The sequence below is a fragment of the Sulfurimonas sp. genome (assembly GCF_050296975.1).
Taxonomy (GTDB): Bacteria; Campylobacterota; Campylobacteria; order Campylobacterales; family Sulfurimonadaceae; genus Sulfurimonas.
The window spans coordinates 1-26329 of the sequence record NZ_JBNKRX010000020.1; the positions used below are offsets into that span (position 1 = coordinate 1).

Here is a 26329-nt window from a genome sequence, read left to right on the forward strand (position 1 = left end):
CATTTAGATATAGAATATACAACAGTAGGTAGAGCTCTTAATAATGACAACCAAAAAACTATAGACTACGCTATACAAACAGGACCAATAGGTTCAGCACTGGAGCATCAGGTTCCAGAACAGATGTTTAACACTGATCCAAATAATCCAACACAAGCAATATCAACAGTAAAAGCTCTACAGTTAGCAAACCAACAAGGGCAACAGATATATAAGATAGATCAAACAAACATAGACACAGTACTCCCAAAACTAAACCTATCAAATACAATAAAACAAGATATACAAAGTTCAGTAAATGCAGGGAAGTATGTCATAACCCACACAGACAATGTAAGTGTACCTGGTTGGAGTGGTGCTGGGTATGCTATCATCGATCCTACTACTGGCTCTGATGCTTATATGATCTCTGGTGGGGAGAATGGGGGACAATATACACCAGAAGATTCTTTCATGATTATGATGTTGTCTATTTTATCTGCTCAGTATGATATTTTATTGGAAATTTTAAAAAAAGCTCCATCTGTTATTAGTGGGTTTTTAGCACCTATACTGAATTCAATAGCACAAATGATTGATATAATTTCTATACTGCAATCATGTAAAACAAGGGGTATTGGTTTAGCTTTAGCTATGATAGCAGCTGTAACAATTAATACTTTCATATTTGTTACAACATTGCTCATATTTTTATCTCCAGCAGGTGCTATTGGTGCTATAGCATTTGCTGGATTAGCTGGAATACTTCTTGGAATTGTCGCTAAGTCTTTATTAGTAGATTCATTATGTAAAAATTAATGAAAGGATATGAAGTTGAAAAATATGAAATGTAAATGTTGTAATGAAAAGTTAAGTTTATTTGATTTTTTGTCTGGCATATTTTTAAAAGGTTCTTCCAATATAATAGTATGTAAATATTGTGGTAAGCAAATTATATCAAATAGAGAATATTTGAATTTAGCAATTTTTATAGCTATTGGAGTTCTTTCAGAATATATAATTTTTAAATTAATAAAAGCATTTTTAATAAACAATACAATATATGCAGGATTAATGACAATGTTTATTTTTCTTCTATATTTATTTTGTTTAATAGTTTATTTTTACTTATATAAAGTTAATTGTGTAAAAGATGCTCAAAATTAAGAGATATGATGTACACATGCACTCTTAGCTACTTTGTACAACACTATTTTATCAGGTCAACTAGTAGGTAGGAATAATGAAGATTGTCAAAAATAAAAAAGCTAAACAATTAGTTTTAATAGAATATACTGTTTTATATTTAATTATTATATTGGGTTTGGGGATAAGAGCTGTATATTTAAAATATGGTTATTTAATTGTTTTGCTACTTCAATATAATATTTTTTTATTGTATCTATTGCCAATATTTGTTGGTTTAAGTTTGAAGTTTTTTCCAGAAGATTTACAAAAAATTATTTGTAAAAAAGGTAGTTTCATTAAGCTTACAGACCAATTTTTTAGTATTGTAAAAAAGATAAATGTATTGTTGATTATACTTTATCTCGTTTATAATTTAACAGCTAATTATTTAGATTATGATTATATGAAACTGATGAAAATACATGAAGCGATAATTATGTCTATTGTAGCAATGGCAGGAGTATATGTACAGCATCTATTTTATCATAATAGTGCAATAGGGAGAGAATATAATTGGTGTAAAAAATGGAGAAAGTAGCATCTAAAGTGATGGAAATGAAGTTAATTTTTCCAAAAAAAACAAGATTTTACATTTTAATGTGGAGTCTGATTGGTATTAGTTCTTTAGTTATTGTATTTTATATGCAGAGTGTACAAAGTTTTAGTTTTGTGCTGTTTTTTATATCCTTAGCTATTTCTATGCCATCATTAATCGCTTATAAAAAATTGATTGAAATAAATAGCTGGATAAAACTTAAAGCTACTGTTATTAAAATTTCAGTGGAATCGCGTATTGAATTTGGAAGAAGTGATGTTAATCCTCCAGTATTTTTCCCTCTAGTTGTGTATGAGTATGAATATCAAAATGTAAAATATAAGTCACAAAAATTTAGTATCGTAGATGATGATTACAAATATATTTTTGAACAAGATGTGCAAAAACTTATTAAAGATATTTCAGTAGATTCAGAAATAGAAATTTGGATAAATCCAAAAAATCCAGATCAGGCATTGATCAATAAAAAGATCTCAAAAGAACTCATATTTAATTATATTGCTTATAATCTTTTAAGCCTAATGTTCGTAATACTTGGAATATATATTTGGGTACAGAGATAAGCGAAACTATAGTACCCCAAGAGTAACAGACAGTTTCTTAAAAATTTATGCTATAATCAGGACAATTTAAAAGGTATTAAATATGACTAAAAATAATATACTTGATTTTTTAAAATCTCATAAACAAGAGCTTGAAAATAGATTTTTCATCACTAAAATAGGTTTATTTGGGAGCTATGCAAAAGATACTGCAAATGAAGAAAGTGATATAGATATAGTCATACAATCAACTAAAAAAGACTTTTTTTTAAGAGAGGACTTAAGAGAATACCTTGAATCAAATTTGAAAAAAAATGTTGATGTTGGATACTTGGATAGTATTAGGGCATACTATAAAAATAAAATAGAAAAAGATATTATTTATGTCTAAAAAGAAAAGAGATATTGAACTTTTTATAGTCGATACTTTTGTTTCAATTCAAAAAATTAAAGGATATGTTGCACCTTTTCATAATCCAAATGATTTATTACATAGTAGCTTACATTGGGATGCTACCATTAGACAACTTGAGATAATAGGAGAAGCTTTAAACAAACTTTTAGAAGATGAAAAATTTAAAGCAAACTCTCCAGAGTATTTTAGAAAAATAGTTAATTTCAGAAATAATATTGTTCATGGATATTTTGGAATAGATCTTGATGAAGTTTGGAATGTAATCACTGTGCATTTAGATATCCTTGAAAATGACATGAAAAAAATTCTTAAAAACAACATTGATATTAAAGATGCGGTAGAATCAGAAATACAAGAATATACAAAACTGGCTGATGAAACTATGGTTAAGTATCTTGTGAGCTTAAAGTAAAAAAAGAGATTATTTCAAAAGCAATTGAGAGGTTTTATCAAGCAATTTTTGTAAACTTTTTACTTTTATATTTTTTCGACCAGTTTCTATAACGTTATCGGCTTTGAGCTGTTTGAGTGCGCGTTCAACGACATGGCGAACTGTTCCTAAAAGTTTTGCTATCTCTGAGTTTGAGAGATTTTGTAAAAGTTTGTACTTAAAAGGTTTTTGTGGGTTTAAGTTATCTACTAAAAGATTGATAAGTCTATCTTGAGTATTATATAGTGTTAAGTCGGTTGTAAGCTCTTCAGTATGACGCATCTGTGCAGCAAGATAAGGGAAAAACTTTTTGCCAAAAGTTGGGTCATTTTCTAGCCAGTAACGCACTCGCTCTATTGGAAGTTCTAACACTTTACAATCTTCAAGAATCTCATAAAGTACATCATGAGCTTGATTGTCAAGTAATGAGATCACATCAAACATATCTCCACGTTTATATATAAAGATAGTTTGCTCTTTATCATTTTCAAAGTTGATCTGATACGTTTTGATCTTTCCATCAACAACTATATAAAAATGTTTGAGCAGATCATCGGAGTGAAATATATTCTCCCCTTTTTTATACTCAAGCGAGGATGCGTATTTATAAAACTCATCCTCAAAACTCTTATTTAAGTTGTCAAGTAATTCAATCTCATTGGAATTTTTTTGCATCCCTAATTTTATCAAAATATCTGCAAAGAAGATTTAACAATTAGTTGATAATTAGTGTGAGTTGGGATTTAACCTCATATGATAGCTGTTTAAGTTTATGAATATTTGCATACTTTACACTTTTATAAGAGCTATCGAGTTCATCAAAGTATTGTTCATATACTTGTAAGTATGCTAACATTGGGTCTTCTAGCTCTTCATCCAAACAAAGGTCTTCTAACACTAGTTTTACCTCTTGTAGATGCAGATGAAATTTCTTTGCAAGTGTTTTACTCGGTTTTTTCAAGTACCTATGTTTTGTATGTGTCAAATCATCCCATGCATCTAGCAAAGGTTTATAACCAGTTGAGTGTACCAATTGGTTAAATTGAACTAAACCATCTAAAGAGGATTGGTAATGTTGATTGATTTTAGGAAATTTTGTATCCATATTTTGGTACAGTGCTTTGATAATAGCACTATAATCATTCAAATTAGTTTGTAAAGAGCTCTTATCATTTTGGTTGAGATCGAGTTTTTTCACATCAGTGTGAAGTGTTTTTAAAGAGTCTTTAAATGAGCTATATTTTTCATATTGCCCTCTTTTAGAGATGCTATTTCCTATACTTGAAATTGAACGATATTTATCAATCAACTGCTCTTTATGATGACGCTCTTCATTATCATAGTCAAACAAAGAAGCTTGTAAAAAAGAGAGAGAAATAAGTAATAAAAAAATATGTTTCATAAGAGTCCTTTTTTAGATTTTTGGAATCTTACTTCAGTTTTATTACATACGTATTACATTTGCTTAACTATATTATTTCCCATGCTTCTATTTTTCCTAAAACCTCTTCAAATATTGGATGAATTTCTACTTTTTTGATGGAATGAAGTTTGTTATAGCGTTTGATATCTCGAATTTTTAATTTGTTGAGTAGGTGTTCAAATTCGTATTGCACTTGTCCAGAATTTACAGGTAAATTTATAGAAGAGTTAGAGTTTACAATCTTCTCTCTATGAAATTTATAACCTCTTCTATCAGCTTCATCTACCACGGCATGTAAATAAGTTCCTATTGCAGCTTGTGGATCGAGAGTTTGTTTAAATCGTAGTAGTTGAGGATGGTTTTTATACCCTTTTGTTTTTTCAAGTAAGACATTCTGTGCCAAAAGCCCTTCACGCCATAAGGCAACTAAACCTTTTGCATCCAAATATTTAGGATGAATAGACCATAATCGCATAATAAATCTCCTCTATATAGTAAATTATATAGAAAAAAATATGTCATATTGTAATAGATTTACAAACTAATTGAAAACCTTTATATACTTTTATAGTTTTGACAAAGGAAGAGTTATGCAACTGGGAAAATGTCCATATTGTGCAGATGGCATGATTGAAGTAAGAGACAAAGAGGTAAGGGGGAAAAAGGTAAAACTTTACGCTTGTACAAATGCACAGTGGAGCAGTGAAGATGGAGAGATGTTTGAACTTCGTGAAGATGCAACTTGTGATTATCGTATTTGGCAAAATGCTTTGAGTCGTTATGGAAAGTGGCTGGGGTATAAAGAGATACGAGAACTTTTGAGCAATCAAGAGCTTGAAGTACAACTTGTAAGTAAAAAGTATGGCAAAAAAATCAACTACTCAAAGCATATTGTTTTAGATAGAGAGTATGGGGTAAGTATCCTTTGGGAGTAATAAGGTTACTTGAAAAAAACTAAAATATGTCGATGTGATTAAATCAAAATCTGACAAAAGGAGTTGTCATGAAGATTGCATCGAGTAGTATAGCAATGGGGTCAAGTTATGAAAAAACTTCCGTTACTATGGAACGGGAGCATTTAGAACAATGGATTGGTTCTAGAGATACACAACCTCGCAATAAAGCTCTGAATAAAGATGACCTACATCTTTCAAAACAGTATAAAATGTTAGAAGTTCAAAAAAAAGAGGATGATTTTGATTCTCTTGATCCAGAACTTCAAAAAATCATAAAAGCACTGGAGTTTTTAACAGGGAAAAAGATACATATAAAACTTTTTCATCCAGAAAATAGTGGCGGACATAGAGAACATCGTCATAATGATGAAAATCACGTCCAAAACCAAAGAGCAGGTTGGGGGATAGATTATAGTTATGAAAAAACTGAAATAAATGCACAAAAGTTACAGTTTGCATCTGTTGGAAATGTAACTCTAAAAGATGGAAGTAAAATTGATTTCAAACTTTCAATGAGTATGCAGCAAACTACAATGAAACATGAGTCACTTTCAGTTAAAGCTGGAGATGCACTTATCGACCCATTGGTCATCCAGTTTCAAGATGGTGCTGTAGAGTTTAGTGAAACAAAAACGAATTTAGACCTTAATCTTGATGGAGCGGAAGAAGAGTTTTCATTTGTTGGAGCTGGAAGTGGATTTTTAACACTGGATAAAAACAATGATGGTATTATCAATGATGGAAGTGAACTTTTTGGTCCAAACTCTGGAGATGGATTTGATGATCTTCGTGTGTACGATGAGGATAATAACAACTGGATAGATGAAAACGATACAGTTTTTGATAAATTACGAATCTGGACAAAAGATGCAGATGGAAATGAAAACTTTTACTCTTTAAAAGATGTTGGCATTGGAGCATTATATTTACAAAATGTGAGTACTCAATTTGAATTTAATGAAGGAAATTTATCACAAAGTTCGATTTTTCTACGTGAAGATGGTTCTGCGGGAATGATAAATGAGGTGGATTTACGAGTTTAAATAGAGTACACTCTTAAGCTTAATAAAAATTTAACCTTAACTTCTGTATAATTCCCATCCACTTTGCTGTTTTACCAAAAGCTAGAGTATTTTTACCTATACGAAAATGTTTAGATAAAAGTATTGGCAAGCACTTCATAGAAGGCTTTGCCTAGAAACAGTATAAGTTACGTATAACATAGTATGAAGCTAGGGAAGATATAGATTCTCGCCGATAGGCGTAGCTTTAGTGACTGAATAAAAGCTGGACTTGTTCAGATTTTATGAGATTAACATGAAAGGGCTTTCAATGAAAGTACGTGCTTCAGTAAAGAAAATGTGTGATGACTGTAAAGTTATCAAAAGAAAAGGGATTGTAAGAGTGATCTGCAAAAACCCTAAACATAAACAGAGACAAGGATAACCATGGCTCGTATTTCTGGTGTTGATTTACCTAAGAAAAAACGTGTAGAGTATGGTCTAACATACATCTACGGTATCGGTTTACATACTTCTCGCCTTATTTTAGATGCGACAGGTATTGATTATAATAAAAGAGTTTTCGAACTTAATGAGGATGAAGTAGCTGCGATTACTAAAGAGATCCGTGAAAACCATATGGTTGAAGGTGATTTACGTAAAAAAGTTGCTATGGATATTAAAGCGCTTATGGATTTAGGTTCATATAGAGGTCTTCGTCACCGTCGTGGTCTTCCATGTCGTGGTCAAAAAACTAAGACTAATGCTCGTACTCGTAAGGGTAAAAAGAAAACTGTTGGCGCAGCGTAAGGATTAAAGTATGGCAAAAAGAAAAGCTGTTAGAAAAAAAGTTGTAAAGAAAAACGTATCACGTGGTATCATTCACATTTCTGCATCATTCAATAATACTTTAGTGACTATTACTGATGAAATGGGAAATATGATTGCGTGGAGTTCTGCTGGTAGCCTAGGTTTTAAAGGTTCTAAAAAATCTACTCCGTTTGCTGCTCAAGCTGCTGTTGAAGCTGCTGTTGAAAAAGCACAAGTACACGGTATTAAAGAACTAGGTATTAGAGTTCAAGGTCCAGGTTCTGGTCGTGAAACTGCAGTTAAATCTGTAGGTGCTATTGAAGGTATCCGTGTTACATTCATGAAAGATGTAACTCCATTACCACACAATGGTTGTCGTGCGCCTAAGCGTCGTAGAGTTTAAGGAGGTTAACAGATGGCAAGATATAGAGGTCCAGTAGAAAAAATCGAAAGAAGATTTGGAGTTAGCCTAAACCTTAAAGGTGAGCGTCGTTTAGCAGGAAAATCTGCATTAGACAAACGTCCATATGGTCCAGGACAACATGGTCAACGTCGTAAAAAGATTTCTGAGTACGGTTTACAATTAAATGAAAAACAAAAAGCAAAATTCATGTATGGTGTTTCTGAAAAACAATTCCGTGCATTATTTGCAGAAGCGAAAAGAAGAGATGGAAATACAGGTACAAACCTTATCACTCTAATTGAGCAAAGACTTGATAACTTAGTATACAGAATGGGATTTGCAACTACTCGTAGATTTGCACGTCAACTTGTAACTCACGGTCACATTTTAGTTGACGGTAACAAAGTTGATATTCCATCTTTCCGTGTTAAACCAGGTCAAAAAATTGAAGTTCGTGAATCAAGCAAACAAAATGCACAGATTCAAAGAGCTATCGAGTTAACAAACCAAACAGGTCTTGCTCCATGGGTTGATATTGATGCTGCTAAAGTTTTCGGTATCTTTACTCGTTTACCAGAGCGTGAAGAAGTTGTTATTCCTGTAGAAGAGCGTTTAATCGTTGAGCTTTACTCGAAATAATAATTAATAAAAAAGGCGTAATATATGAAAAAAATTAAAACTACTCCACTTGCTCCTCAAGAGTTTGAGGTAGAACAAATTAGTGAGAATGAAGCAAATATCATAGCATACCCATTTGAAACTGGTTATGCTATATCTTTAGCTCATCCACTTCGCCGTTTTCTATTAAGCAGCTCAGTTGGTTATGCTCCAGTTGCTATTAAGATTGAAGGAGCTAAACACGAGTTTGATTCTGTTCGTGGTATGCTTGAAGATATCTCAGATTTTATTTTAAATCTTAAAGAGATTCGTTTCAAACTTAATAATGAAGCAACTGAAGCAGAGATCAACTATAGCTTTGCTGGTCCATGTACTATTACTGGTACAGATTTAAATAACAGTGAAGTTGAAGTTGTAACTCCAGAGGCTCATTTAGCAACTTTAAATGAAGACTCTACACTTAACTTTAGTATCAAAATTGTGCAAGGTATTGGTTACGTTGCTAGTGAAGATACATATGAAGATTTAGGAGAAGGATATATTGCACTAGATGCGTATTTTACTCCTGTAAGAAGTGCAACATACAAAATTGAAAATGTTCTTGTTGAAGACAACCCAAATTTTGAGAGAGTTGTAATGAACATCAAAACTGATGGTCAAATCTCTCCAATTGATGCATTTAGAAACTCTTTAGAAGTTATGTATGCTCAACTTTCTGTATTTAACTCAGAGATTAGTATTAAAGCTCCAACAACAATTGAGAGAGTTGAAGAGTCACCAGACCTTAAAAAACTAACTACTAACATAGATAGTTTAGGTTTAAGTGCTCGTAGTTTTAACTGCCTTGATCGCTCAAGTATTAGACTAATAGGTGAGATTGTACTTATGAGTACAAATGATCTTAAAAATGTAAAAAATCTTGGTAAAAAATCTTACGATGAGATCGTAGAAAAAGTTCAAGAGTTTGGTTTTGCAATTGGTGCTGATTTAGCTGATGATGTAGTTACTGCATTAAAAAAGAAAATAGAAGCAGCTGCGAAATAAGCTAGCTGACATAAAAAGAGGAAGAAGATATGAGACATCGTCATGGATATCGTAAACTTGGACGTACAAGTGCTCACCGTAAAGCACTTTTACAAAATCTAAGTATTTCATTAATTGAACATGGTAAGATTGAAACTACTGCTGTAAAAGCAAAAGAACTTCGTTCTTATGTAGAAAAACTTATCACAGTAGCTGGTAAAGGTGATAGCAATGCTCACAAAGCTATTTTTGCATCTTTACAAAACAAAGAAGCTACAAAAAAACTTGTAAATGAAGTTGCACCTAAATATGTAGAGCGTGCAGGTGGATATACAAGAATCGTTAGAACTCGTATTCGTCGTGGTGATGCTACACCAATGGCGTTTATAGAACTAGTATAAAAAACCTTTTAAATGCAGTTTTTAACTGCATTTATCCCCCTCAACTTCCAAATCCTAAAATACTTTAACCAAGGAAACAATTTATGAGTAGTTTCGCATTTGGAACTTACAGAGTAAGTGATCAAAACCCTTTACATATACAAGCACTTAAAGAAGCACTTTACAGTGGCATAAAACTTATAGATACCTCGTCAAACTATACAGATGGTGGTGCTGAACGAGCCATTGCACAAGTATTGAATTCTATAGAAGATGAATATAGAGATGTCGAAATTATCACTAAATTTGGTTATATTCAAGGCACTAACATGCAACTGCATAAACAAAATCCTTATGAAGATGTTGTTGAGTATTCACCTGATTGTTATCATTCTATAGCACCATCATTTATGAAAGATCAGCTTCAACGTTCTCTAGAAAGATTACACTTAAATAAGATAGATTGCTATCTCCTACATAATCCAGAGTATTTTTTATATGATGCAATCAAAAAAAGTATCGATAAAGAGGAGATGTTAGAAGAGTTATATAAACGCATTTACAAAGTCTTTGTTACGCTTGAAAAAGAGGTTATAGATGGGACGATTGGTTCATATGGCATTAGTTCCAACTCTTTTGCAAAAGCAGAGTTAGCAGAAGATTTTTTGCCGTATGAAGAGTTAATCATTTTGGCAAAAAATGCCGCGATTGAAGCAGGAAATCAAAAACATAGTTTTACAACAATTCAATTACCGATAAATCTTTTGGAACAAGAAGGGTTAAAGTGTGCAGCATGGGCAAAAGAAAATGGACTCAGAGTACTTGCAAATCGTCCTTTAAACGCTTTTAATGACGGACTTATGTTTCGTTTAGCTGAGTATGATGAACCAAATGAATACTATGCGAATTTAAATGAGTTACTTGATGTATGTGATACACAATCACTTCAATCACTTTTTAACTTAGTAGAGCAGATGGATGCGAATAAACATAAGTTTGGCTGGATAGGTGATTATGACACTTTTGTAAATACACAAGTATTACCACATATCAAAAATGTTATTGTAGATATGAAGAAGGGTATAGTTGATGCTTTACTTGGATATGTTGATAAATTTTTACTCTCATATAGAGAGATGGTAGCGTATGAGTGTGCAAAGTCAACAAAAACACAACTCAAATCTGTTTTAGATGGTTGTGAAAAAAAATTGCAAGAGTGTGCATTAGAATTTTTACAAAATCAAAAGAATGTCGATTATATTCTTATAGGGATGAGAAAACCTAGTTACGTTGCAGGTGTTCTTGGCTTAAATGGATAGCTAAAACGATATTTTTAGCACTTGTTAAGTGATTTTATCATATTTTATGATTACGAAATTATAGAATAATGATAGAAGGATGAAGATGATTCCATTTAGCGACGAAGAACTTGTTGACCCAGTAAAGAGTGTTATAGAGAAACTAAGACCTTCTCTAGCCCTTGATGGAGGCGATATAGACTTTATAACAGTAAAAAATGGGAACGTATATGTTCAGCTCAAAGGTGCATGTGTAGGGTGTTCATCTAGTGATACAACTCTCAAGTACGGTGTTGAACGTCAACTTAAAATGGATATCCATCCAGAATTAAGTGTGATAAACGTACCTTTTGGAATGGAAAATGATATAGATAATCTATAAGGATTTAAACAGTTATGGCAAATATGAGTAAATATAAAATATTGGATCAAGCAAAAGAGAGTTTTTCTAAAGAGGACTATCAAATGGCTCTAGAAAAATTCGCGGAAGTTTTACAAAACTATCCAAACTCACAAGAGGCTTATAATGGTGTTATTTTATCAGAGATGGCACTAAGCGGTGAGGGTGGAGCTGAGGCTTTATTTGATTATTATGAGATATTAAAAGAGGAAGATAAAGAAGAAGCTGATGCAATCATGAGTGAGATTCTAAAAAATATGGATGGCACTTTAGAAGAATTAGGTCAGGTATTTGCTCAACCATTACGCGAACGTTTAGAGTATGAAGATGGAATTTTATATAGTGATTTTCAAAAACTTTTAGATGAGGGTGGAGAGTTTAAAGAGATATTTGAAAATATTATGTTCTCTACACGTGTAATCATTACAGAAAAAGAGGACTTTTTAGACTTTTTAGATAAATTGATAGAAAATGGTTTTGCAGATATGGCGCTTTCGTATCTTGAAAATGCTTTAAGTGTATATCCCAGTGATAAACTGCTTCAAAAACTTCTTAAAAAACTTGCAAAAGGTAAAAAAGCTTGAGAATCGCTTTAGAGGATCAAGCATTTAATTACGTCACAGAAAACTCTGCTGAGTGTGATGCCAAAACAGCCTTTGTTTTAACCACCCAAAATGAGAAATATCTTCAAAATGCAAAAGATAATGGTGCACATTCTATCATCAAAGTTGAAGAAATTGCTGAGTTATTTGGTATTAATGATATCAAAATTATAGGCATCACAGGAACAAATGGAAAAACTACAACAGCAAGTGCACTGTACTCTTTTTTACTTGATCTTGGATACAAAGTTGCCATGCAAGGTACACGAGGTTTATTTATAAATGATGAAGTGATTGAGGGTAAAACACTTACAACTCCATCAGTGCTTAATACTTATAGACATATATATACAGCTTGTGAGATGGGATGTGAGTTTTTCATTATGGAAGTGAGTTCCCATGCAATCGTTCAAAAGCGTATAGAAGGTTTACCTTTTACACTTAAAATTTTGACAAATATTACACAAGATCATCTTGACTTTCATAAAACTTTAGAGGAATATACAGCTGTAAAAAATAGCTTTTTTCAAGATGAAACTAAAAAACTCATCAATAAAGACGAGTCAAAAGCAAAGTGCAATATAAAAAACACTTACACATATGGAATTGAAAATCCAGCTACTTATAAACTAATGGCGTATTCGTTAAATGATGGCAGTAGTGGAATTATTCAACATTTTCAAGAGATTATCCCTTTTACTGCATCATTACACGGTTTTTTTAATCTCTATAATCTTATGGCTGCAATCTCTGCAGCGCATCTACTCACTGGAAAAAAACTTGAAGAGATAGTAGAAGTTGTGGATAATTTTGCAGGTGTAAGTGGAAGAATGGAACAAGTGTGTGAGCTTCCTAATGTGATCGTAGATTTTGCACATACTCCTGATGGAATGACTCAAGTACTGAATGCTTTAAAAGAGAAAGAACTTATAGTGGTTTTTGGTGCAGGTGGTGATCGTGATAGAACAAAACGCCCTTTAATGGGAAGAGTTGCATCAAACTTAGCTAAAAAAATAATCATTACAAGTGATAACCCACGCTTTGAAGAGCCGGAAGCCATTATAGAAGATATTCTTTCAGGTATAGAAGATAAAAGCAATGTAACAGTGGAGTTAAATCGTAAAAAAGCGATAGAACTAGCTCTTGATATGCAAGAAGAGGATGAGGTAGTTGTAATTCTTGGAAAAGGGGATGAAACGTATCAAATCATCTACGATCAAAAGTTACCTTTTGATGATAGAGAAGTAGTACGCTCACTTTTACATCTTAATTGATTGTAAAAGTGAGTGTTTTTGTAATATTTGTCTCATTGTCGTCTTCAAATACAGTAGCATTTACCTCTGTCGTTCCAGTGATAAAAGTTATGGTCGTTACTCCATTAGAAGTTGAGTAAGTAGCACTATTATTCATATCCCAAGTAAGATTGTTATACACAACTCTTCCTGTCGCATTGTCTTCAAATGAAGCAAGTGCTTGAAACTCATAACTTCCTGCACCAGTTGAATTAATATCTATAGTATCATCCACTTGAGATATATTAAAATCAGTGAGTTTTATTACATTGATAGAAGTAGTATCTGAAAACTGTGCATAAGAGGCAGTGATATTTGCATCTCCACCATTTGTAGTACCACCATAAATAGAGTTAGCACTCATAATTATAATAGAAGAATCAGAGCTATTCCAAGTGAGTGCATCAGTAGCATCTCCAGTTGAGCCATTTGTATGGGTGACTGTAGCACTTAACTCTACGGCTTGGTCTGTTGAGTAGATACTTGTTACAGTATTATCAATACTGATTGAAGCTATGTCTGTAACTACGGATGAAGTTGTGGTCTCTTTACAACCAACAAAAAAAGAAAAAATAAGTAAAAAAGAGAATAATTGTATTTTCATAAAAAAGTTTTCCTAAAATCTAAAATTGATACCAACATAACCATTACTTTGGTCTGAAGCAGGTTTTACATATTGGTCTAAAAGGTTTATTTGTTCATATGTGATTCTTTTATAGAGATATCCAAGCTCAAAATCTACATGTTCAGAGACAGGGATAAAAGCACCCCCTCCAAAGTTAAACCCACCATAGGTTACGTTGTTATTTGTTGCTCGTGAAGTTGACATGAAACCAGCATTAAACCCCGCTTTTACATAAGGTTTGAAAAAGAGATCAAAATTAAATGATTTGAGAAGCTCTACATTAAATCCATATTTTGTATCATCATTTTCAGAGAGTATATTGGAGTCATTTTTTGCATAATCAAATGAGAATTCAACTGCATAAGCATCGATATCTCCATAACCCACTTTGAGATGGAGATTGTTTGTTATGTTAAACCCTTTTTTCTTTGGTGTGACAAGGATTTCATATTGATAAGCAACAGATGTCCCAACATAAAGTTTTGCATCACTGTAAAGTGAAGAGAGTAGAATAAAAAAGAGTAAAAATAGTTTCAAAATAGTTTTTCCAAAAGATTAAGTTGTGTGAATTATATCTAAAAGTTGCAAACAAACTTAAAAAACAAAATTTATTTTACCCTCTTAGAATAACGGATGGGATTTTGGATATAATTGCGCAAAAAATAACAAGGAGAACGTTATGGGAATCCCTCAACCAGCTTTTTATATAATGAAATGTGAGCAATCAGCACCTCCAGGTATGCCAAAACCATCATGTGTAACACCACATACGCAAGATCTTTTTCAGTATTTAGCGCAAAGTTTAATGCAACAAGGTATAATGGGGACTGTACAACCTATTAGAACATCATGTTTAAACAGATGCCAAATGGGACCAGTTATGTTAGTTGAACCAGGTCATACTATGTATGCAGGATTAACTAAAGAAAAAATTGATAGAATTATACAAGAACATATCCTTGGTGGAAATGTAGTCGAGGAGTATGTGATCGATTCAGAGATGTGGGATGAACCTATCTCACCTGCTGAAATGAAAAAACAAATGGGAATGTAAATGCAAATAGAGATGCTTTATAGCAAAATTCACCGTGCTACAGTTACAGATGCAAATCTTAATTATGTAGGTTCAATCACGATTGACGAGGAGCTTTTAGAAGCTTCAAAGATGCGTATTGGACAAAAAGTTGAGATTTTAAATATCAACAATGGTGAGCGATTTTCTACTTATATCATTTTAGGTGAGCGTGGGAAACGTGATATTTGTCTCAATGGTGCAGCTGCTAGAAAGGTGCATAAAGGGGATAAAGTTATCATCGTTGCATACGCTACTTATGATGAAAAAGAGTTAGAAAACTATAAACCAAGAGTCGTTTTACTTAACGATGAAAACAATATTGACGAAGTTGTAGAGAGTATCTAATGTTCGGTAATATGGGTGATCTAAGTTCGATGATGAAGGGGTTTGAAGAACAAGCCCAAAAACTCAAAGATGAACTAGCTTCAAAAACTTTTTCTGTAAAATCTGGTGGGGGTATGGTTGAACTTACCCTCAATGGAAATGGAGAAGTGATCGATCTAAATCTTGATGATGAACTTTTAGAAGATAAAGACTCTTTACAAATTCTTCTCATTGGCGCTATCAATGACGCCAACAAGATGGTACAACAAAACCAACAACAAAGTGCTATGGGGATGCTTGGTGGCATGAACCCGTTTGGTGGAGATAAGTAGGTGTTTGTTCGCCTAGTTATCGGACTTACTTTTTTATTTATAAACCTTTATGCCTGTAAAGATGGTTACTTCTCTTGTGTAGCTAAGGTAAAAGATTCCACTTCGATTCAAAATGATTCAGTTTCAATCCCAATCAAAAATAATAAACGTCTCGTTTACTCAAAAAAATTACCAAATGCTAAAATTTATAAACATGATGAATTTTTAAATCTTTACATTATAGAAGATAAAAAAAATTTCAAGTATCCATTTGACATCAATATGCGTTTACAACTTGGAAGTGCAGCAGTCAATAGTAAAACTTTTGCAGAGGCTAAAGTAGTTCAAGAGCAAGTGGGTTTAAACACTTTAGGAAAATATAGTACTAAGATAAAAATCCCAGCAGTGATTACAAGTTCGTGTTGTGCATTAGAAGGGATACTTACTCCAGATGGGATGATCGATAAGTATTATCTTAAACACTTTATGGAAAATAGCTCAGCTGATTATGGCGATATAGGGATTCGTGTAAAAGATGAAGCAAAATGTATAAAAATTACTGCAAGTAATCCATACTTAGAGAACAATCCTTTAAAACGTGGTGACTGTGTAGTGGCATTTGATAGCAAAAAAATCTCTTCATCAGCAGAGCTTATGAGAAAAATTCTCTTTAGTAAAGTTAGTTCAAAACACACTATAAAAATTAAAAGAGATGGGAAATTCTATACATTCAAAGATATTCAAGCTCTTAAACGCACAGGTGGTGGTGAGATAAGCGATACATTTTTAGAGTTTCGCGGCATATATTTCAATAAAAAACTTTATGTTGTAAAACTAAGCAAACATTTTAAAGAGTATGGTTTAAAACTTGGAGATAGACTAATTCAAGTAAATGGTGTGCGCATCAAAAACCAAGATGAACTTCGTGAATATGTAGAAAACTTCAAAGATTTTTCAACACTTCTTTTTGAGAGAAATAATTTTCAATTTTTTGTAAATATTAAGTAGCAGAATTATATAATTTCATATGCACAAATTTGAAGCTTTTTTATTAGAAAACTTACCAAAATCAACATCCATTCATCCAACATATGAAGCAGCTTTACAAGAGATGCTTATAGCTGGTGGGAAACGTTTTCGTCCAGCACTATTACTTGGTGTTGTAAAAGCTTTAAATCCATTGATGCTGGACTCTGCAAGACATGCTGCATATGCAATCGAGCTTTTGCATACATACTCATTAATTCATGATGATTTACCAGCAATGGATGATTCACCACTTCGTCGTGGAAAACCAACTTTACATATTGTGTATGATGAGGTAACTGCGATTTTAGTTGGAGATGCGCTCAATACTTATTCATTTGAAGTGTTAAGTAATGCACCATTTAGTGATGCACTAAAAGTAAAACTAGTACGTGAACTTGCATCTAATGGCGGGTTGAATGGGATGGTTTTAGGACAAGCAATTGATTGTTACTTTGAAAATCAACCACTTAAAGTTGAAGAGATAAAAGTACTGCATACAAATAAAACTGCAAAACTGATAGCCGCTTCGATGAAGATGGGTGCACTTATCTGTGGCAATGAAGAGTTAGCTGATAAACTCTATGAGTTTGGTATAAAGCTTGGTGTATTATTCCAGATTCAAGATGACATACTTGATGTAACACAAAGTTCTGAAGAAGCTGGAAAGCTTACAAACAATGATGAAGATAAAAATAGTTTTGTCACTATTTTAGGTTTAGATGAGGCGATGAGAGAAGCTAATGTTTTAGCTGAGCAGTTAACAGAAGAGATGCAAAGTTTTGATGAGAGTTTACGTAGTGAATTGTCACCAATACTTACGAAGTATATAAACAGACATAAATAGAAACTTACCGACTTCTTAGAAAGATTTTTCAAGGCAAATCCTCCCTATCGGTCTGAGCCTTTCAAAAACCTTTCTAAGAAGTCTACTTAGCAAAACACACAAAAGGACAACAGAGATGAGTAATGATATGCGTCAAAAAATGGCGGACACGATAAGGTTTTTAGCAGCAGATATGGTTCAAGCTGCAAATAGCGGTCACCCAGGTGCACCTATGGGGTTGGCTGACATAGCTGTAGTTTTAAGTGAGCACTTAAATCACAACCCTAAAAACCCTAACTGGTTAAACCGTGATAGATTAGTATTTTCTGGTGGACACGGTACGGGACTTATCTACTCACTTTATTATCTTTGGGGGTATGGTTTAGAGATTGATGATCTTAAAAACTTCCGTCAATTAGATTCTAAAACTCCAGGACATCCAGAGTTTGGTCACACTGCTGGAGTTGAGATCACAACTGGTCCACTTGGTCAGGGTGTGGCAAATGCTGTTGGTTTTTCAATGGCTTCTAAATTTATGGCTGCACAAGTAAACAGCGATACTGCTGATCTCATTGATCACAATGTGTACTGTCTTTGTGGAGATGGAGATTTAGAAGAGGGAATCTCTTATGAAGCGTGTTCAATTGCGGGACATAACAAATTAGATAACTTAATCGTTATTTATGATTCTAATCGTATTACGATTGAGGGAAGTACAGAGCTTAGTATCTCTGAAAATATCCGTGGACGCTTTGAATCTCAAGGCTGGGAAGTTATTGAGTGCGATGGGCACAACTTTGATGCGATCGATATTGCTATCACTGCTGCAAAAGCATCTGATAAACCAGCTCTGATCATTGCAAATACTGTGATTGCGAAGGGTGCTGGAAAACTAGAGGGAAGTCACCATTCTCACGGTGCACCACTTGGGGATGATGTAATCGCAGAAGCGAAAAAAGCAGCAGGTTTTGATCCTGAGAAAAAATTCTTTGTATCTGAAGATGTAATGGCACGTTTTAGATGTGCAATTGAAAAGGGTGATTTGGCTGAACGTGAATGGATTCACAGACAAAAAACTATGCCTCTTTTAGAGCAAAATGAAGTTTTATCTTCACTAGAAAATCCTGATTTTTCTCGTATTGACTACCCTGTTTTTGATAAAGCAGATGCTACTCGTTCAACAAACGGTAAGATTATGAATGCAATTGCAAAAGCAATACCAAGCTTTTTAGGTGGGAGTGCAGATTTAAGCCCGTCAAACAAAACTGATCTTAAAGATATGGGTGTATTTCCAAAGGGTAGAAACATCTATTTTGGTATTCGTGAACATGCAATGGCTTCAATTACAAATGCAATCGCTCTTTACGGGCCGCTTATGCCGTTTAGTGCTACATTCTTTGTATTTTCAGATTACCTCAAACCTTCAGCGCGTATAGCGGCACTAAGTGGAATTCAACAGTTCTTTATTTGGACGCATGATAGTATCGGTGTAGGTGAAGATGGTCCAACACACCAACCGATTGAACATCTTTCACAGTTCCGCTCACTTCCAAACTTTTATGTATGGCGTCCAGCTGATGGAGCGGAAAATGTTGAAGCGTGGAAAAAAGCGTTAGAGATGACAAAGTCGCCTTCTGCATTTGTATGTTCACGTCAAAATCTTTCAGTGCTTCCAAGTGCAGTGAAAGGAGAGGCTTCAAAAGGTGGATATCTTTTAGCAAGTGATGAGGGTGCGACTATAACTTTAATGGCATCTGGTAGTGAAGTGCAATTAGCTCTTGATACAAAGGCAAAACTCAATGAAAGTGGAGTAAAAGTAAATGTTGTTTCTATTCCTTGTTATGACCTTTTTATTGAGCAAGAAAAATCTTACATCGATGAGATGATCGTACCATCTACTAAAAAAGTAGCGATCGAAGCTGCGCGTGGACTTGAATGGTACCGTTTAGCGGATGAAGTGATTGCAATGGATAGCTTCGGTGCATCAGCTCCAGCAGAACTGTTATTTGAGAAATTTGGTTTCTCAGTTGATAGTGTTGTTACCAAAATAAACTAACTCTTTTTTAACTCCCTTTGCGGGAGTTCCTTTCCCTTTTTTTAAATCTTACTTGTGTTTATGGATCAATAATTGAATTGATAGTTTTTTTAGAAACTTAATGATAAAAATCGGACATGAAATTTTCAGACTTAAAAGTAACAACACCCTATTTAGAATTACCACCATTGTTTTATGACATTGTAGAACCTACACCACTTCATAAACCTTACCTGATTGCAACTTCACCAGCTTGTGTAAAGTTATTCGGTATAGATGAACCTTTAGATTTAGATGGGCAATTGATCGACATCATTAATGGAACTGAAAAATTACAAGGTTCAAAAACATTTGCCATGTGTTATGCAGGGCATCAGTTTGGCTACTTTGTCCCTCGTCTTGGAGATGGCAGGGCTATCAATCTTGGCAAAGTAAATGGACAAAATCTACAACTTAAAGGCTCAGGGCTTACACTTTATTCAAGAGAGGGAGATGGACGGGCAGTCAAACGTTCAAGTATACGTGAGTTTTTAATGAGTGAAGCGATGTATGGTTTGGGGATTGAGACCTCTCGGGCATTGGCACTTATTGGAAGTCAAACAGATGTAGCAAGAGAGCAATGGGAAAAAGGGGCAATTGTACTGCGTGTATCGCCTACGTGGATACGTTTTGGAACATTTGAATATTTTAAGTCCAGACGCAAGTATGATATGTTGGAAAATTTAGCCGATTATGTGATCGAAGAGTCGTTTCCAGAACTAAAAGATCAAGAAGAGAGATATTTTAAGATGTTTACTAAAATTGTACACAACAGTGCAAAAACTGTAGCATGTTGGCAGAGTGTTGGGTTTAATCATGGTGTTATGAACACCGATAATATGTCTATCGATGGTCGTACTATTGATTATGGTCCGTATGCTATGCTTGATGATTATGAAGCAAACTATATTTGTAATCATACCGATATGGAGGGGCGTTACTCATTTTCCAATCAGCCACCCATTATGCAGTGGAATTTATCCATTTTGGCAAATGCACTTTCTCCTCTTGTCAACATTATTAAAATGGAAAAAGTTGTAGAGAAAGATTTTGTAAATATTTATGAGAGTGAATATCTTAGACTTATGAAAAACAAAATGGGACTTTTTGAAGAAGATGAAGAGGACGTGGCACTGTTAAAATGGTTACTTGGAAGTTTAGAGAGTAGTGTAGTTGATTACAGCCGTTTTTTTCGTTTGCTTTCACATTATGATGGAGATAAAACAGCTCTGCTGGAGTTATGTGAATATCAACAACCTTTGCAGGAGTGGCTAGAGAGTTATGATACAAGACTGACAAAAGAGAAACTTTCTTGTCAAGAGCGATCAAAACAGATGTTTGGTATTAATCCAAAATATGTTTTAAAAAACCATCTCTTGCAACAAGCGATCGAAAAAGAGGAAGCGGGTGATTTTAGTATGATTAATGATCTTTTAAAAGTGGCACTCGATCCATTTTTCGAGCATGAGGAGTTAGAGTATCTAAATGTGCCAACTCCAAAAACATATAAAAATTTAAAACTGAGTTGTTCATCTTAAAAATCTAAATCATCTTGAATAACTTCAAATCCATTTTTTACATCCTTTTGAGAGAGTTCTTCTTTGAGGTCTTTGTAATAGGTGTAAAGAAGTTTATTACTCTTTTTTATCTCCATACGCAAATAACTGCTAGGAAGACCTCCCACTTTTTTATCGAAGTTTTGATTTGAGTTGCATACAATTCCTGTTTTATAGGAGATAATAAGTTCATAAGTGCAGTTGTCTTGAAATTGGTAAAGTGATTGTAGTGTTGACTCAATCTCTTTGTTGGGAGGAAAAACTACAAGTTTCATACACTCTATATGGGTAGTGAGTATTTTTTGATCGGTGATATAAACATCTCCATCATCACTGCATCCAATAAAAAATAAAAATATAAAAGTAACTAAAATATGTTTCATAGATATGTTAAAACTTTCACTCCTATAAAGATAAGCCCTAAAAAAGCTATAGAAGTAAGGAGTACTAAAGCAGTTACTTTTTTTGGTTCACAATCATACAATGATGCGAGATTAACGTTTGCAACAGCTAAAGGCATCATCAACTCTATAAAGATTATCCCTTTTATCATTGGATCAAGCTCTATAAATGAAAGTACCATAAAAGCTAAAAGTGGTAAAAGTAAAAATTTAAAACCAAATACCCAAGTGATGAGTGTTTTATTGATCTCTTTAATTTTTGTACCATAAAGATAGATACCAAATAAAAATAACTGCATTGTCATGGAAGCATATGCTCCCATCATCAACATCTTCATAACCTCTGGTGAGGGTTGATAACTGTTGATACTTAAAAGTATCGCAATAATAGCTGCCCAAAGGATAGGAAGTTTTACAATATTGAGTAGTGATGTCCTTACATCAAAACTCCCACGAGAGTAATAATACACACCAATACCATATACAACAAAAACATTTACAAGATTTACTACAGTTGTGTAAGGGATAGAAGCTTCGCCAAAGATAGCAATGTTTAGAGGGATACCTAAGTTTCCAGTATTGCCAATAAGTGCTGCTACCATGGCAATAGAATATTCTTTTTTCTCTTTAAAAAGATGACTTGCAAAAAGAGCTGAAATAATCAAAGCAATAATGATAATGAAAAAATAGATACTTGGCGCAAATATTAAAGAGATATCTACAGGATGGATAAGCAATCCCCAAAATGTTAAAAAAACTTGTAAAAAATAAACATTTAAAAGAGTGATAGTTTTATCATCGATCTTCTCTTTAAAAACACGTTTTGCGAGATATCCCATTACGATAAAAACATAAATACTTAAAATGCTAAAAATAATTGAACTCATAAGTTGAATTATAGTAGAATTTCACCATGCAAACAATAGAAGAGATAGAAAATATCATAAAAGAAAATTTGGCTGTAATGGTGTACTTTTCAGCACCAACTTGTAATGTGTGCCATGCACTCAAACCAAAACTACTTGAAGCAATCGATGCAAACTTTAAAGAGTTTGAGATCGTGAGTGTCGATGTCTCTGTTTCACAAGAGATGGCTGCACACTTTAGTGTTTTTGCAATCCCTACGGTTTTGATTTTTTTAGATGGCAGAGAGTTTTTGAGAAAGTCACGCCATATGTCAGTTGATGAGGTTATCCGCGAGATTGCACGACCGTATGAGATTATGATCTCATAAAGGCGATCAGCGAAGCAGTCACTGCTACGTTTAGTGATTCAACTCCTCTGTTCATAGGAATAATGAGTGAGTCATTGCAAAGTTTTTGAACTTCAGGGCTTACACCCTCACTCTCATTTCCCAAAACAAATATAGATTTTTTTGCTGGGGTTAGATCATAAAGTGAATTTTTTGCTTCAAGAGAGAGAGCGTAGATATTTGCATCCAATTCCCCTAAAACATCTTCCAAAGAGTTACAAAAATAGATAGGGATTTTAAAAAGTGTTCCTGCACTTGCTTTGATCACAAGTGGCGAAATTTTTGCAGAGTTTTTCTTTGGTAGTATGATTCCATCTACATTTCCAGCAGCACAACTTCTTATAATCATCCCAAGGTTTTGCGGGTTTTGAATTCCATCAAGTGCTATAAGCTTATAATTTTTGAGATTTTTTATCTCATTTGCACTTTGATAACTTTGTGCAACTATGTCAATTGCCACTCCTTGATCTTGTTTTGCATTTTTACTAATGCGACTAAGGGCATTCTTTTCATGATACGTTACTTCAATATTGCGTTTTTTTGCAAGTTGCATGATCTCTTTAATCGCCCCATCAGGTTTATTGGATGTTGCCAAGTGAAGTTTATGCACCTCGATAGAATCATCTTGTAAAACCTCTATGACAACATTGCGTCCATATAGTGTAATGATTTTTTCAAAAAAAGCTTTTTTATCTTTGTATTGCTGTGAGTTATTCATTCTGCTATCTCATAAATAATTTCAGTTTTATTTTTTGTTTTTTGAATCTCTTTGACTTGCAGATTTTCGATCTCTAACTTGTTAAACTCTTCAAGTGAACTCACTCTAGTTTTTGCGATCTCACGAAGTACTATACCACGATACGCTTTTGCCCAGTGCGATACAGTTTTTCCATTTTTTAAAAATTTGAGAGTTGTATACGGCTTAACAGTTTTGTAAAACTTGTCATAATACCCTGCACGCAAATCTAATATATCACTGTTTCCTAGATAGAGATCAAGTTGGTAAGAAAAACGATCTTTGTAAAATTTATCTGGTTCTATATCCCCTATTGGGTTTCCTTGTTTTACTTTATAGTTTGGTATTGGATCACCACCTAGTAGTGGACCAAAAAGGTTAGAAAAAATTATAGTGTTTTCTTTGAGATAGTTTTTGGCATCTTGATCTAACGCGTTGTACTTAAGGTAATCATATGCAACACCGTCATAACGCTTAATTGCACTCATAAGTGCAGAATTGAAAATATCTTCTATATATGGTTTGCAATCTTCAAATTTTTTAAATCCAAAAAGTTCTTTGATTTTTTCTTCATCAGTACCATTGACTATTTGATTGTATCTGTTTAGTATCTCTTCTCTAGCAGAGGTTGCTCCAAAGATATCTTTTTGCTTTGCATCACCACCACTATTTTTTCCTTCAGATGGTGAGAAAAGTATTTTTAACATCTAATCCCTTTTAAATTTTATTTTATAATAACAAGTTTTTCATATATTTTAGCTGGAGAAACCCTTTTAAAAGTAGAACTATAAAAAAATGCTATAATAATTTTGTGGGATTGGAGTTATGAATGAAACATATTAAAGTTTTAGGTGCATATGGTACAAAAGCAAAAGGTTTTGGTACTACATCATTTGCACTTAACAAAGCACATGTGATAGATGCTGGTAATCTATTGGATGCACTTGGTGAAGAAACTTTAGATATTCAAAATATTTGGCTTACACACTCACATTTAGATCATATAGTTGATATTGCTTACATTATAGACAACTATTTTGAGCAAAGAGATAGAACCCTCAATATTTATGGAACGAAAGCAACACTTCAAGCACTTAAAAAACATTTTTTAAATGATGTTATATGGCCAGATTTTTCCAAAATCCAACTCTCTAATGGTGAAATGGTTGTAAAGTATATAGATATAGAATTAGATAAAGTATATACGATATCTCAAAACGAATCGATAAAAGCTTTTGAAACTGAACATACTGTATGTAGTTGTGGATATATCTATACAAAAGATGATAGTTCGATTTTAATTACAGCGGATACCTGCAGTTTGGATACAGCAATACAAGAGATAGAGGTAAATAATACAATAAAATCTATTGTGATTGAGTGCTCCTTTCCTTCGCATTTAGAAGATTTAGCTTTAAGTAGTAAACATCTCACTCCAAAACTTCTTTTTTCTTTTTTACAAAATGTCAAAAGAAGAGATTTTCAACTTTATATCAACCATATAAAACCGACATATATTATTGAAATTACACAAGAGATAGAGCAGTACAAAAATGATTTTGATGCCGTTCTTGTCAAAGATGGAGAAAATTTACATTTTTAAGTAAAAAACTCTTGACATTGAAATTATTTTGCACTATAATTCTGGCTCAAATTCGATGCCGACATAGCTCAGTTGGCTAGAGCAGCTGATTTGTAATCAGCAGGCCCGGGGTTCAAATCCTCGTGTCGGCACCATTGAATGAGAGAATATTAGAAACAGTGTTAGACCAGATTATGATGGTGGGATAGTCAAGTGGCCAACGACGGCGGACTGTAAATCCGCTCCCTACGGGTTCAGAGGTTCGACTCCTCTTCCCACCACCACTTGTTCAAGATGCGGGTGTAACTCAGTGGCTAGAGTTCCTGCCTTCCAAGCAGGCTGTCGAGGGTTCGAATCCCTTCACCCGCTCCACTAAGAGAACAGATTCTGGAAGCTGAAGTATAATTTCAACCAAATTACTTCGTATATTTTTATACCATATATAATGTATATAAGTATATCTATATAGCTTTTTCTCTAATCACACTAATATATTTCGTTTAAGAATCATGCAATGATTTCTTATTTATTTACAATTTTGCTTATGTGGCTCAGTGGTAGAGCACTTCCTTGGTAAGGAAGAGGGCGTGGGTTCAATTCCCATCATAAGCTCCAGCAAAATTGTTTTTATTGTATTTAAGAAATAATTGAATGATTTTTCGATATAATTCGATTTCAATTCACAAAATAAAGGTCGGAGGACACTATGGCAAAAGAAAAGTTTGAACGTAACAAACCCCACGTTAACATTGGTACAATTGGTCACGTTGACCACGGTAAAACTACATTAACAGCTGCTATTACTGCAGTATTAGCTGTTACAAACGGTGCAAAAATGATGGATTATGATCAAATCGATAACGCACCAGAAGAAAGAGAGCGTGGTATCACTATCGCTACTTCACACGTTGAGTACGAAACAGAAACTCGTCACTATGCTCACGTTGACTGTCCAGGTCACGCGGACTACGTTAAAAACATGATTACAGGTGCTGCTCAAATGGACGGTGCTATTCTTGTTGTTTCTGCTGCGGATGGCCCAATGCCACAAACTCGTGAGCACATCCTTCTTTCAAAACAAGTAGGTGTTCCATACATCGTTGTTTTCATGAACAAAGAAGATATGGTTGATGATGAAGAGTTATTAGAGTTAGTTGAGATGGAAATTCGTGAGTTATTAGATACTTATGACTTCCCAGGTGACGATACTCCAATCGTAGCTGGT

General features: G+C 33.7%; 37 protein-coding genes and 4 tRNA genes. 32 read left to right on the top strand and 9 right to left on the bottom strand.

What is annotated here, in order from left to right; translation table 11 throughout:
* The 6 genes from ACQY56_RS05770 to ACQY56_RS05795 form a co-directional block, all read left to right on the top strand.
* A partial coding sequence (locus tag ACQY56_RS05770) for a hypothetical protein (RefSeq protein WP_428743740.1) occupies positions 1-798 on the top strand: 798 nt, incomplete at its 5' end.
* Between the two features lie 15 nt (positions 799-813).
* On the top strand, positions 814-1146 hold the full coding sequence (locus ACQY56_RS05775) for a hypothetical protein (protein ID WP_428738390.1): 333 nt from the start codon (positions 814-816) through the stop codon (positions 1144-1146).
* A gap of 76 nt (positions 1147-1222) precedes the next feature.
* Entirely contained in the window at positions 1223-1705 is a 483-nt protein-coding gene (locus tag ACQY56_RS05780) for a hypothetical protein (protein WP_428738389.1), read from the top strand.
* Positions 1693-2286: a DUF3592 domain-containing protein gene (locus tag ACQY56_RS05785; protein ID WP_428738388.1), complete on the top strand. Its 594-nt coding sequence runs from the start codon at positions 1693-1695 to the stop codon at positions 2284-2286. Before ACQY56_RS05780 ends, ACQY56_RS05785 begins: the two co-directional genes overlap by 13 nt.
* Positions 2287-2368: 82 nt before the next feature.
* Positions 2369-2656, top strand: a complete 288-nt coding sequence (locus tag ACQY56_RS05790) for a nucleotidyltransferase family protein (protein WP_428738387.1) — start codon at positions 2369-2371, stop codon at positions 2654-2656.
* The gene (locus ACQY56_RS05795) at positions 2649-3092 is read left to right on the top strand and encodes a HepT-like ribonuclease domain-containing protein (RefSeq protein ID WP_428738386.1); all 444 of its coding nucleotides are present in this window, start codon (positions 2649-2651) and stop codon (positions 3090-3092) included. Before ACQY56_RS05790 ends, ACQY56_RS05795 begins: the two co-directional genes overlap by 8 nt.
* A 9-nt stretch (positions 3093-3101) precedes the next feature.
* On the opposite strand, the gene ACQY56_RS05800 is transcribed toward ACQY56_RS05795, so the two are convergent.
* From ACQY56_RS05800 to ACQY56_RS05810, 3 genes are all read right to left on the bottom strand, one after another.
* Positions 3102-3785, bottom strand: coding sequence for a Crp/Fnr family transcriptional regulator (locus ACQY56_RS05800; RefSeq protein ID WP_428738385.1), 684 nt, complete (start codon positions 3783-3785; stop codon positions 3102-3104).
* A 40-nt stretch (positions 3786-3825) separates the two neighbouring features.
* A complete protein-coding gene (locus ACQY56_RS05805) occupies positions 3826-4512 on the bottom strand; it encodes a hypothetical protein (protein WP_428738384.1) in 687 nt (228 codons plus the stop codon).
* A 67-nt stretch (positions 4513-4579) separates the two neighbouring features.
* Positions 4580-5008: a pyrimidine dimer DNA glycosylase/endonuclease V gene (locus tag ACQY56_RS05810; protein ID WP_428738383.1), complete on the bottom strand. Its 429-nt coding sequence runs from the start codon at positions 5006-5008 to the stop codon at positions 4580-4582.
* A gap of 115 nt (positions 5009-5123) precedes the next feature.
* Between ACQY56_RS05810 and ACQY56_RS05815 the strand changes: the two genes are divergently transcribed.
* The 12 genes from ACQY56_RS05815 to ACQY56_RS05870 all read left to right on the top strand — a co-directional run bounded on the left by ACQY56_RS05815 (position 5124) and on the right by ACQY56_RS05870 (position 13298).
* Entirely contained in the window at positions 5124-5468 is a 345-nt protein-coding gene (locus ACQY56_RS05815) for a hypothetical protein (protein ID WP_428738382.1), read from the top strand.
* A gap of 68 nt (positions 5469-5536) precedes the next feature.
* Positions 5537-6532, top strand: a complete 996-nt coding sequence (locus tag ACQY56_RS05820) for a hypothetical protein (RefSeq protein WP_428738381.1) — start codon at positions 5537-5539, stop codon at positions 6530-6532.
* 289 nt (positions 6533-6821) lie between these two features.
* Positions 6822-6935, top strand: coding sequence for a 50S ribosomal protein L36 (gene rpmJ / locus ACQY56_RS05825; protein ID WP_152306398.1), 114 nt, complete (start codon positions 6822-6824; stop codon positions 6933-6935).
* 2 nt (positions 6936-6937) lie between these two features.
* Positions 6938-7300, top strand: a complete 363-nt coding sequence (gene rpsM / locus ACQY56_RS05830; protein ID WP_193113853.1) for a 30S ribosomal protein S13 — start codon at positions 6938-6940, stop codon at positions 7298-7300.
* A 10-nt stretch (positions 7301-7310) separates the two neighbouring features.
* Positions 7311-7703 (top strand): 30S ribosomal protein S11, encoded by a 393-nt coding sequence (gene rpsK / locus ACQY56_RS05835; RefSeq protein WP_193113854.1) that lies wholly within the window; start codon positions 7311-7313, stop codon positions 7701-7703.
* 12 nt (positions 7704-7715) lie between these two features.
* Complete coding sequence (gene rpsD, locus ACQY56_RS05840; protein ID WP_428738380.1) at positions 7716-8342, top strand: 30S ribosomal protein S4; 627 nt, start codon at positions 7716-7718, stop codon at positions 8340-8342.
* 24 nt (positions 8343-8366) lie between these two features.
* On the top strand, positions 8367-9365 hold the full coding sequence (locus ACQY56_RS05845; RefSeq protein WP_428738379.1) for a DNA-directed RNA polymerase subunit alpha: 999 nt from the start codon (positions 8367-8369) through the stop codon (positions 9363-9365).
* 29 nt (positions 9366-9394) lie between these two features.
* Positions 9395-9745, top strand: a complete 351-nt coding sequence (gene rplQ / locus ACQY56_RS05850; RefSeq protein ID WP_428738378.1) for a 50S ribosomal protein L17 — start codon at positions 9395-9397, stop codon at positions 9743-9745.
* A gap of 83 nt (positions 9746-9828) precedes the next feature.
* A complete protein-coding gene (locus tag ACQY56_RS05855; protein WP_428738377.1) occupies positions 9829-11043 on the top strand; it encodes an aldo/keto reductase in 1215 nt (404 codons plus the stop codon).
* Between the two features lie 85 nt (positions 11044-11128).
* Positions 11129-11404, top strand: a complete 276-nt coding sequence (locus ACQY56_RS05860) for a NifU family protein (RefSeq protein ID WP_428738376.1) — start codon at positions 11129-11131, stop codon at positions 11402-11404.
* A gap of 14 nt (positions 11405-11418) precedes the next feature.
* The gene (locus ACQY56_RS05865; RefSeq protein ID WP_428738375.1) at positions 11419-12006 is read left to right on the top strand and encodes a hypothetical protein; all 588 of its coding nucleotides are present in this window, start codon (positions 11419-11421) and stop codon (positions 12004-12006) included.
* Entirely contained in the window at positions 12003-13298 is a 1296-nt protein-coding gene (locus tag ACQY56_RS05870; protein ID WP_428738374.1) for a UDP-N-acetylmuramoyl-L-alanyl-D-glutamate--2,6-diaminopimelate ligase, read from the top strand. The genes ACQY56_RS05865 and ACQY56_RS05870 overlap by 4 nt, the downstream gene beginning before the upstream one ends.
* On the opposite strand, the gene ACQY56_RS05875 is transcribed toward ACQY56_RS05870, so the two are convergent.
* Together ACQY56_RS05875 and ACQY56_RS05880 are read right to left on the bottom strand one after the other, a co-directional pair.
* Positions 13291-13920, bottom strand: coding sequence for a hypothetical protein (locus ACQY56_RS05875; RefSeq protein WP_428738373.1), 630 nt, complete (start codon positions 13918-13920; stop codon positions 13291-13293). The two genes, ACQY56_RS05870 and ACQY56_RS05875, sit on opposite strands and share 8 nt — an antisense overlap.
* A 12-nt stretch (positions 13921-13932) precedes the next feature.
* A complete protein-coding gene (locus ACQY56_RS05880; RefSeq protein WP_428738372.1) occupies positions 13933-14478 on the bottom strand; it encodes an oligogalacturonate-specific porin KdgM family protein in 546 nt (181 codons plus the stop codon).
* Positions 14479-14620: 142 nt separating this feature from the next.
* Between ACQY56_RS05880 and ACQY56_RS05885 the strand changes: the two genes are divergently transcribed.
* The 7 genes from ACQY56_RS05885 to ACQY56_RS05915 all read left to right on the top strand — a co-directional run bounded on the left by ACQY56_RS05885 (position 14621) and on the right by ACQY56_RS05915 (position 21115).
* On the top strand, positions 14621-14995 hold the full coding sequence (locus tag ACQY56_RS05885; RefSeq protein ID WP_428738371.1) for a (2Fe-2S) ferredoxin domain-containing protein: 375 nt from the start codon (positions 14621-14623) through the stop codon (positions 14993-14995).
* Positions 14996-15361 (top strand): aspartate 1-decarboxylase, encoded by a 366-nt coding sequence (panD, locus tag ACQY56_RS05890; protein ID WP_428738370.1) that lies wholly within the window; start codon positions 14996-14998, stop codon positions 15359-15361.
* Positions 15361-15672 (top strand): YbaB/EbfC family nucleoid-associated protein, encoded by a 312-nt coding sequence (locus ACQY56_RS05895; protein WP_428738369.1) that lies wholly within the window; start codon positions 15361-15363, stop codon positions 15670-15672. Before panD ends, ACQY56_RS05895 begins: the two co-directional genes overlap by 1 nt.
* Complete coding sequence (locus tag ACQY56_RS05900; RefSeq protein ID WP_428738368.1) at positions 15673-16659, top strand: DUF7488 domain-containing protein; 987 nt, start codon at positions 15673-15675, stop codon at positions 16657-16659.
* Between the two features lie 19 nt (positions 16660-16678).
* On the top strand, positions 16679-17524 hold the full coding sequence (locus ACQY56_RS05905; RefSeq protein ID WP_428738367.1) for a polyprenyl synthetase family protein: 846 nt from the start codon (positions 16679-16681) through the stop codon (positions 17522-17524).
* A gap of 115 nt (positions 17525-17639) precedes the next feature.
* The gene (gene tkt, locus ACQY56_RS05910) at positions 17640-19559 is read left to right on the top strand and encodes a transketolase (RefSeq protein WP_428738366.1); all 1920 of its coding nucleotides are present in this window, start codon (positions 17640-17642) and stop codon (positions 19557-19559) included.
* Between the two features lie 116 nt (positions 19560-19675).
* Positions 19676-21115, top strand: coding sequence for a protein adenylyltransferase SelO (locus ACQY56_RS05915; RefSeq protein WP_428738365.1), 1440 nt, complete (start codon positions 19676-19678; stop codon positions 21113-21115).
* Here the strand turns inward: ACQY56_RS05915 and ACQY56_RS05920 are convergent.
* Both ACQY56_RS05920 and ACQY56_RS05925 read right to left on the bottom strand, forming a co-directional pair.
* On the bottom strand, positions 21112-21516 hold the full coding sequence (locus ACQY56_RS05920; protein ID WP_428738364.1) for a hypothetical protein: 405 nt from the start codon (positions 21514-21516) through the stop codon (positions 21112-21114). The two genes, ACQY56_RS05915 and ACQY56_RS05920, sit on opposite strands and share 4 nt — an antisense overlap.
* On the bottom strand, positions 21513-22421 hold the full coding sequence (locus ACQY56_RS05925; protein ID WP_428738363.1) for an AEC family transporter: 909 nt from the start codon (positions 22419-22421) through the stop codon (positions 21513-21515). The genes ACQY56_RS05920 and ACQY56_RS05925 overlap by 4 nt, the downstream gene beginning before the upstream one ends.
* 26 nt (positions 22422-22447) lie before the next feature.
* Between ACQY56_RS05925 and ACQY56_RS05930 the strand changes: the two genes are divergently transcribed.
* The gene (locus ACQY56_RS05930) at positions 22448-22768 is read left to right on the top strand and encodes a thioredoxin family protein (protein WP_428738362.1); all 321 of its coding nucleotides are present in this window, start codon (positions 22448-22450) and stop codon (positions 22766-22768) included.
* Here the strand turns inward: ACQY56_RS05930 and ACQY56_RS05935 are convergent.
* Both ACQY56_RS05935 and ACQY56_RS05940 read right to left on the bottom strand, forming a co-directional pair.
* Positions 22755-23504 carry a TrmH family RNA methyltransferase gene (locus ACQY56_RS05935; RefSeq protein WP_428738361.1) on the bottom strand — a complete coding sequence of 250 codons (750 nt, stop codon included), beginning with the start codon at positions 23502-23504 and terminating at the stop codon, positions 22755-22757. The genes ACQY56_RS05930 and ACQY56_RS05935 overlap by 14 nt on opposite strands.
* Positions 23501-24229, bottom strand: a complete 729-nt coding sequence (locus ACQY56_RS05940) for a YaaA family protein (RefSeq protein WP_428738360.1) — start codon at positions 24227-24229, stop codon at positions 23501-23503. Before ACQY56_RS05940 ends, ACQY56_RS05935 begins: the two co-directional genes overlap by 4 nt.
* A 122-nt stretch (positions 24230-24351) precedes the next feature.
* Here ACQY56_RS05940 and ACQY56_RS05945 point away from each other — a divergent pair, with 122 nt between their 5' ends.
* The 6 genes from ACQY56_RS05945 to ACQY56_RS05970 form a co-directional block, all read left to right on the top strand.
* Complete coding sequence (locus ACQY56_RS05945; protein WP_428738359.1) at positions 24352-25125, top strand: MBL fold metallo-hydrolase; 774 nt, start codon at positions 24352-24354, stop codon at positions 25123-25125.
* 57 nt (positions 25126-25182) lie between these two features.
* A tRNA-Thr gene (locus tag ACQY56_RS05950) sits at positions 25183-25259 on the top strand.
* A 44-nt stretch (positions 25260-25303) separates the two neighbouring features.
* Positions 25304-25388, top strand: a tRNA-Tyr gene (locus ACQY56_RS05955).
* Between the two features lie 12 nt (positions 25389-25400).
* Positions 25401-25476 (top strand) — tRNA-Gly (locus ACQY56_RS05960).
* Positions 25477-25644: 168 nt separating this feature from the next.
* Positions 25645-25719 (top strand) — tRNA-Thr (locus tag ACQY56_RS05965).
* Positions 25720-25810: 91 nt separating this feature from the next.
* On the top strand, positions 25811-26329 hold a 519-nt coding region (locus ACQY56_RS05970), incomplete at its 3' end, for a GTP-binding protein (protein ID WP_428743741.1).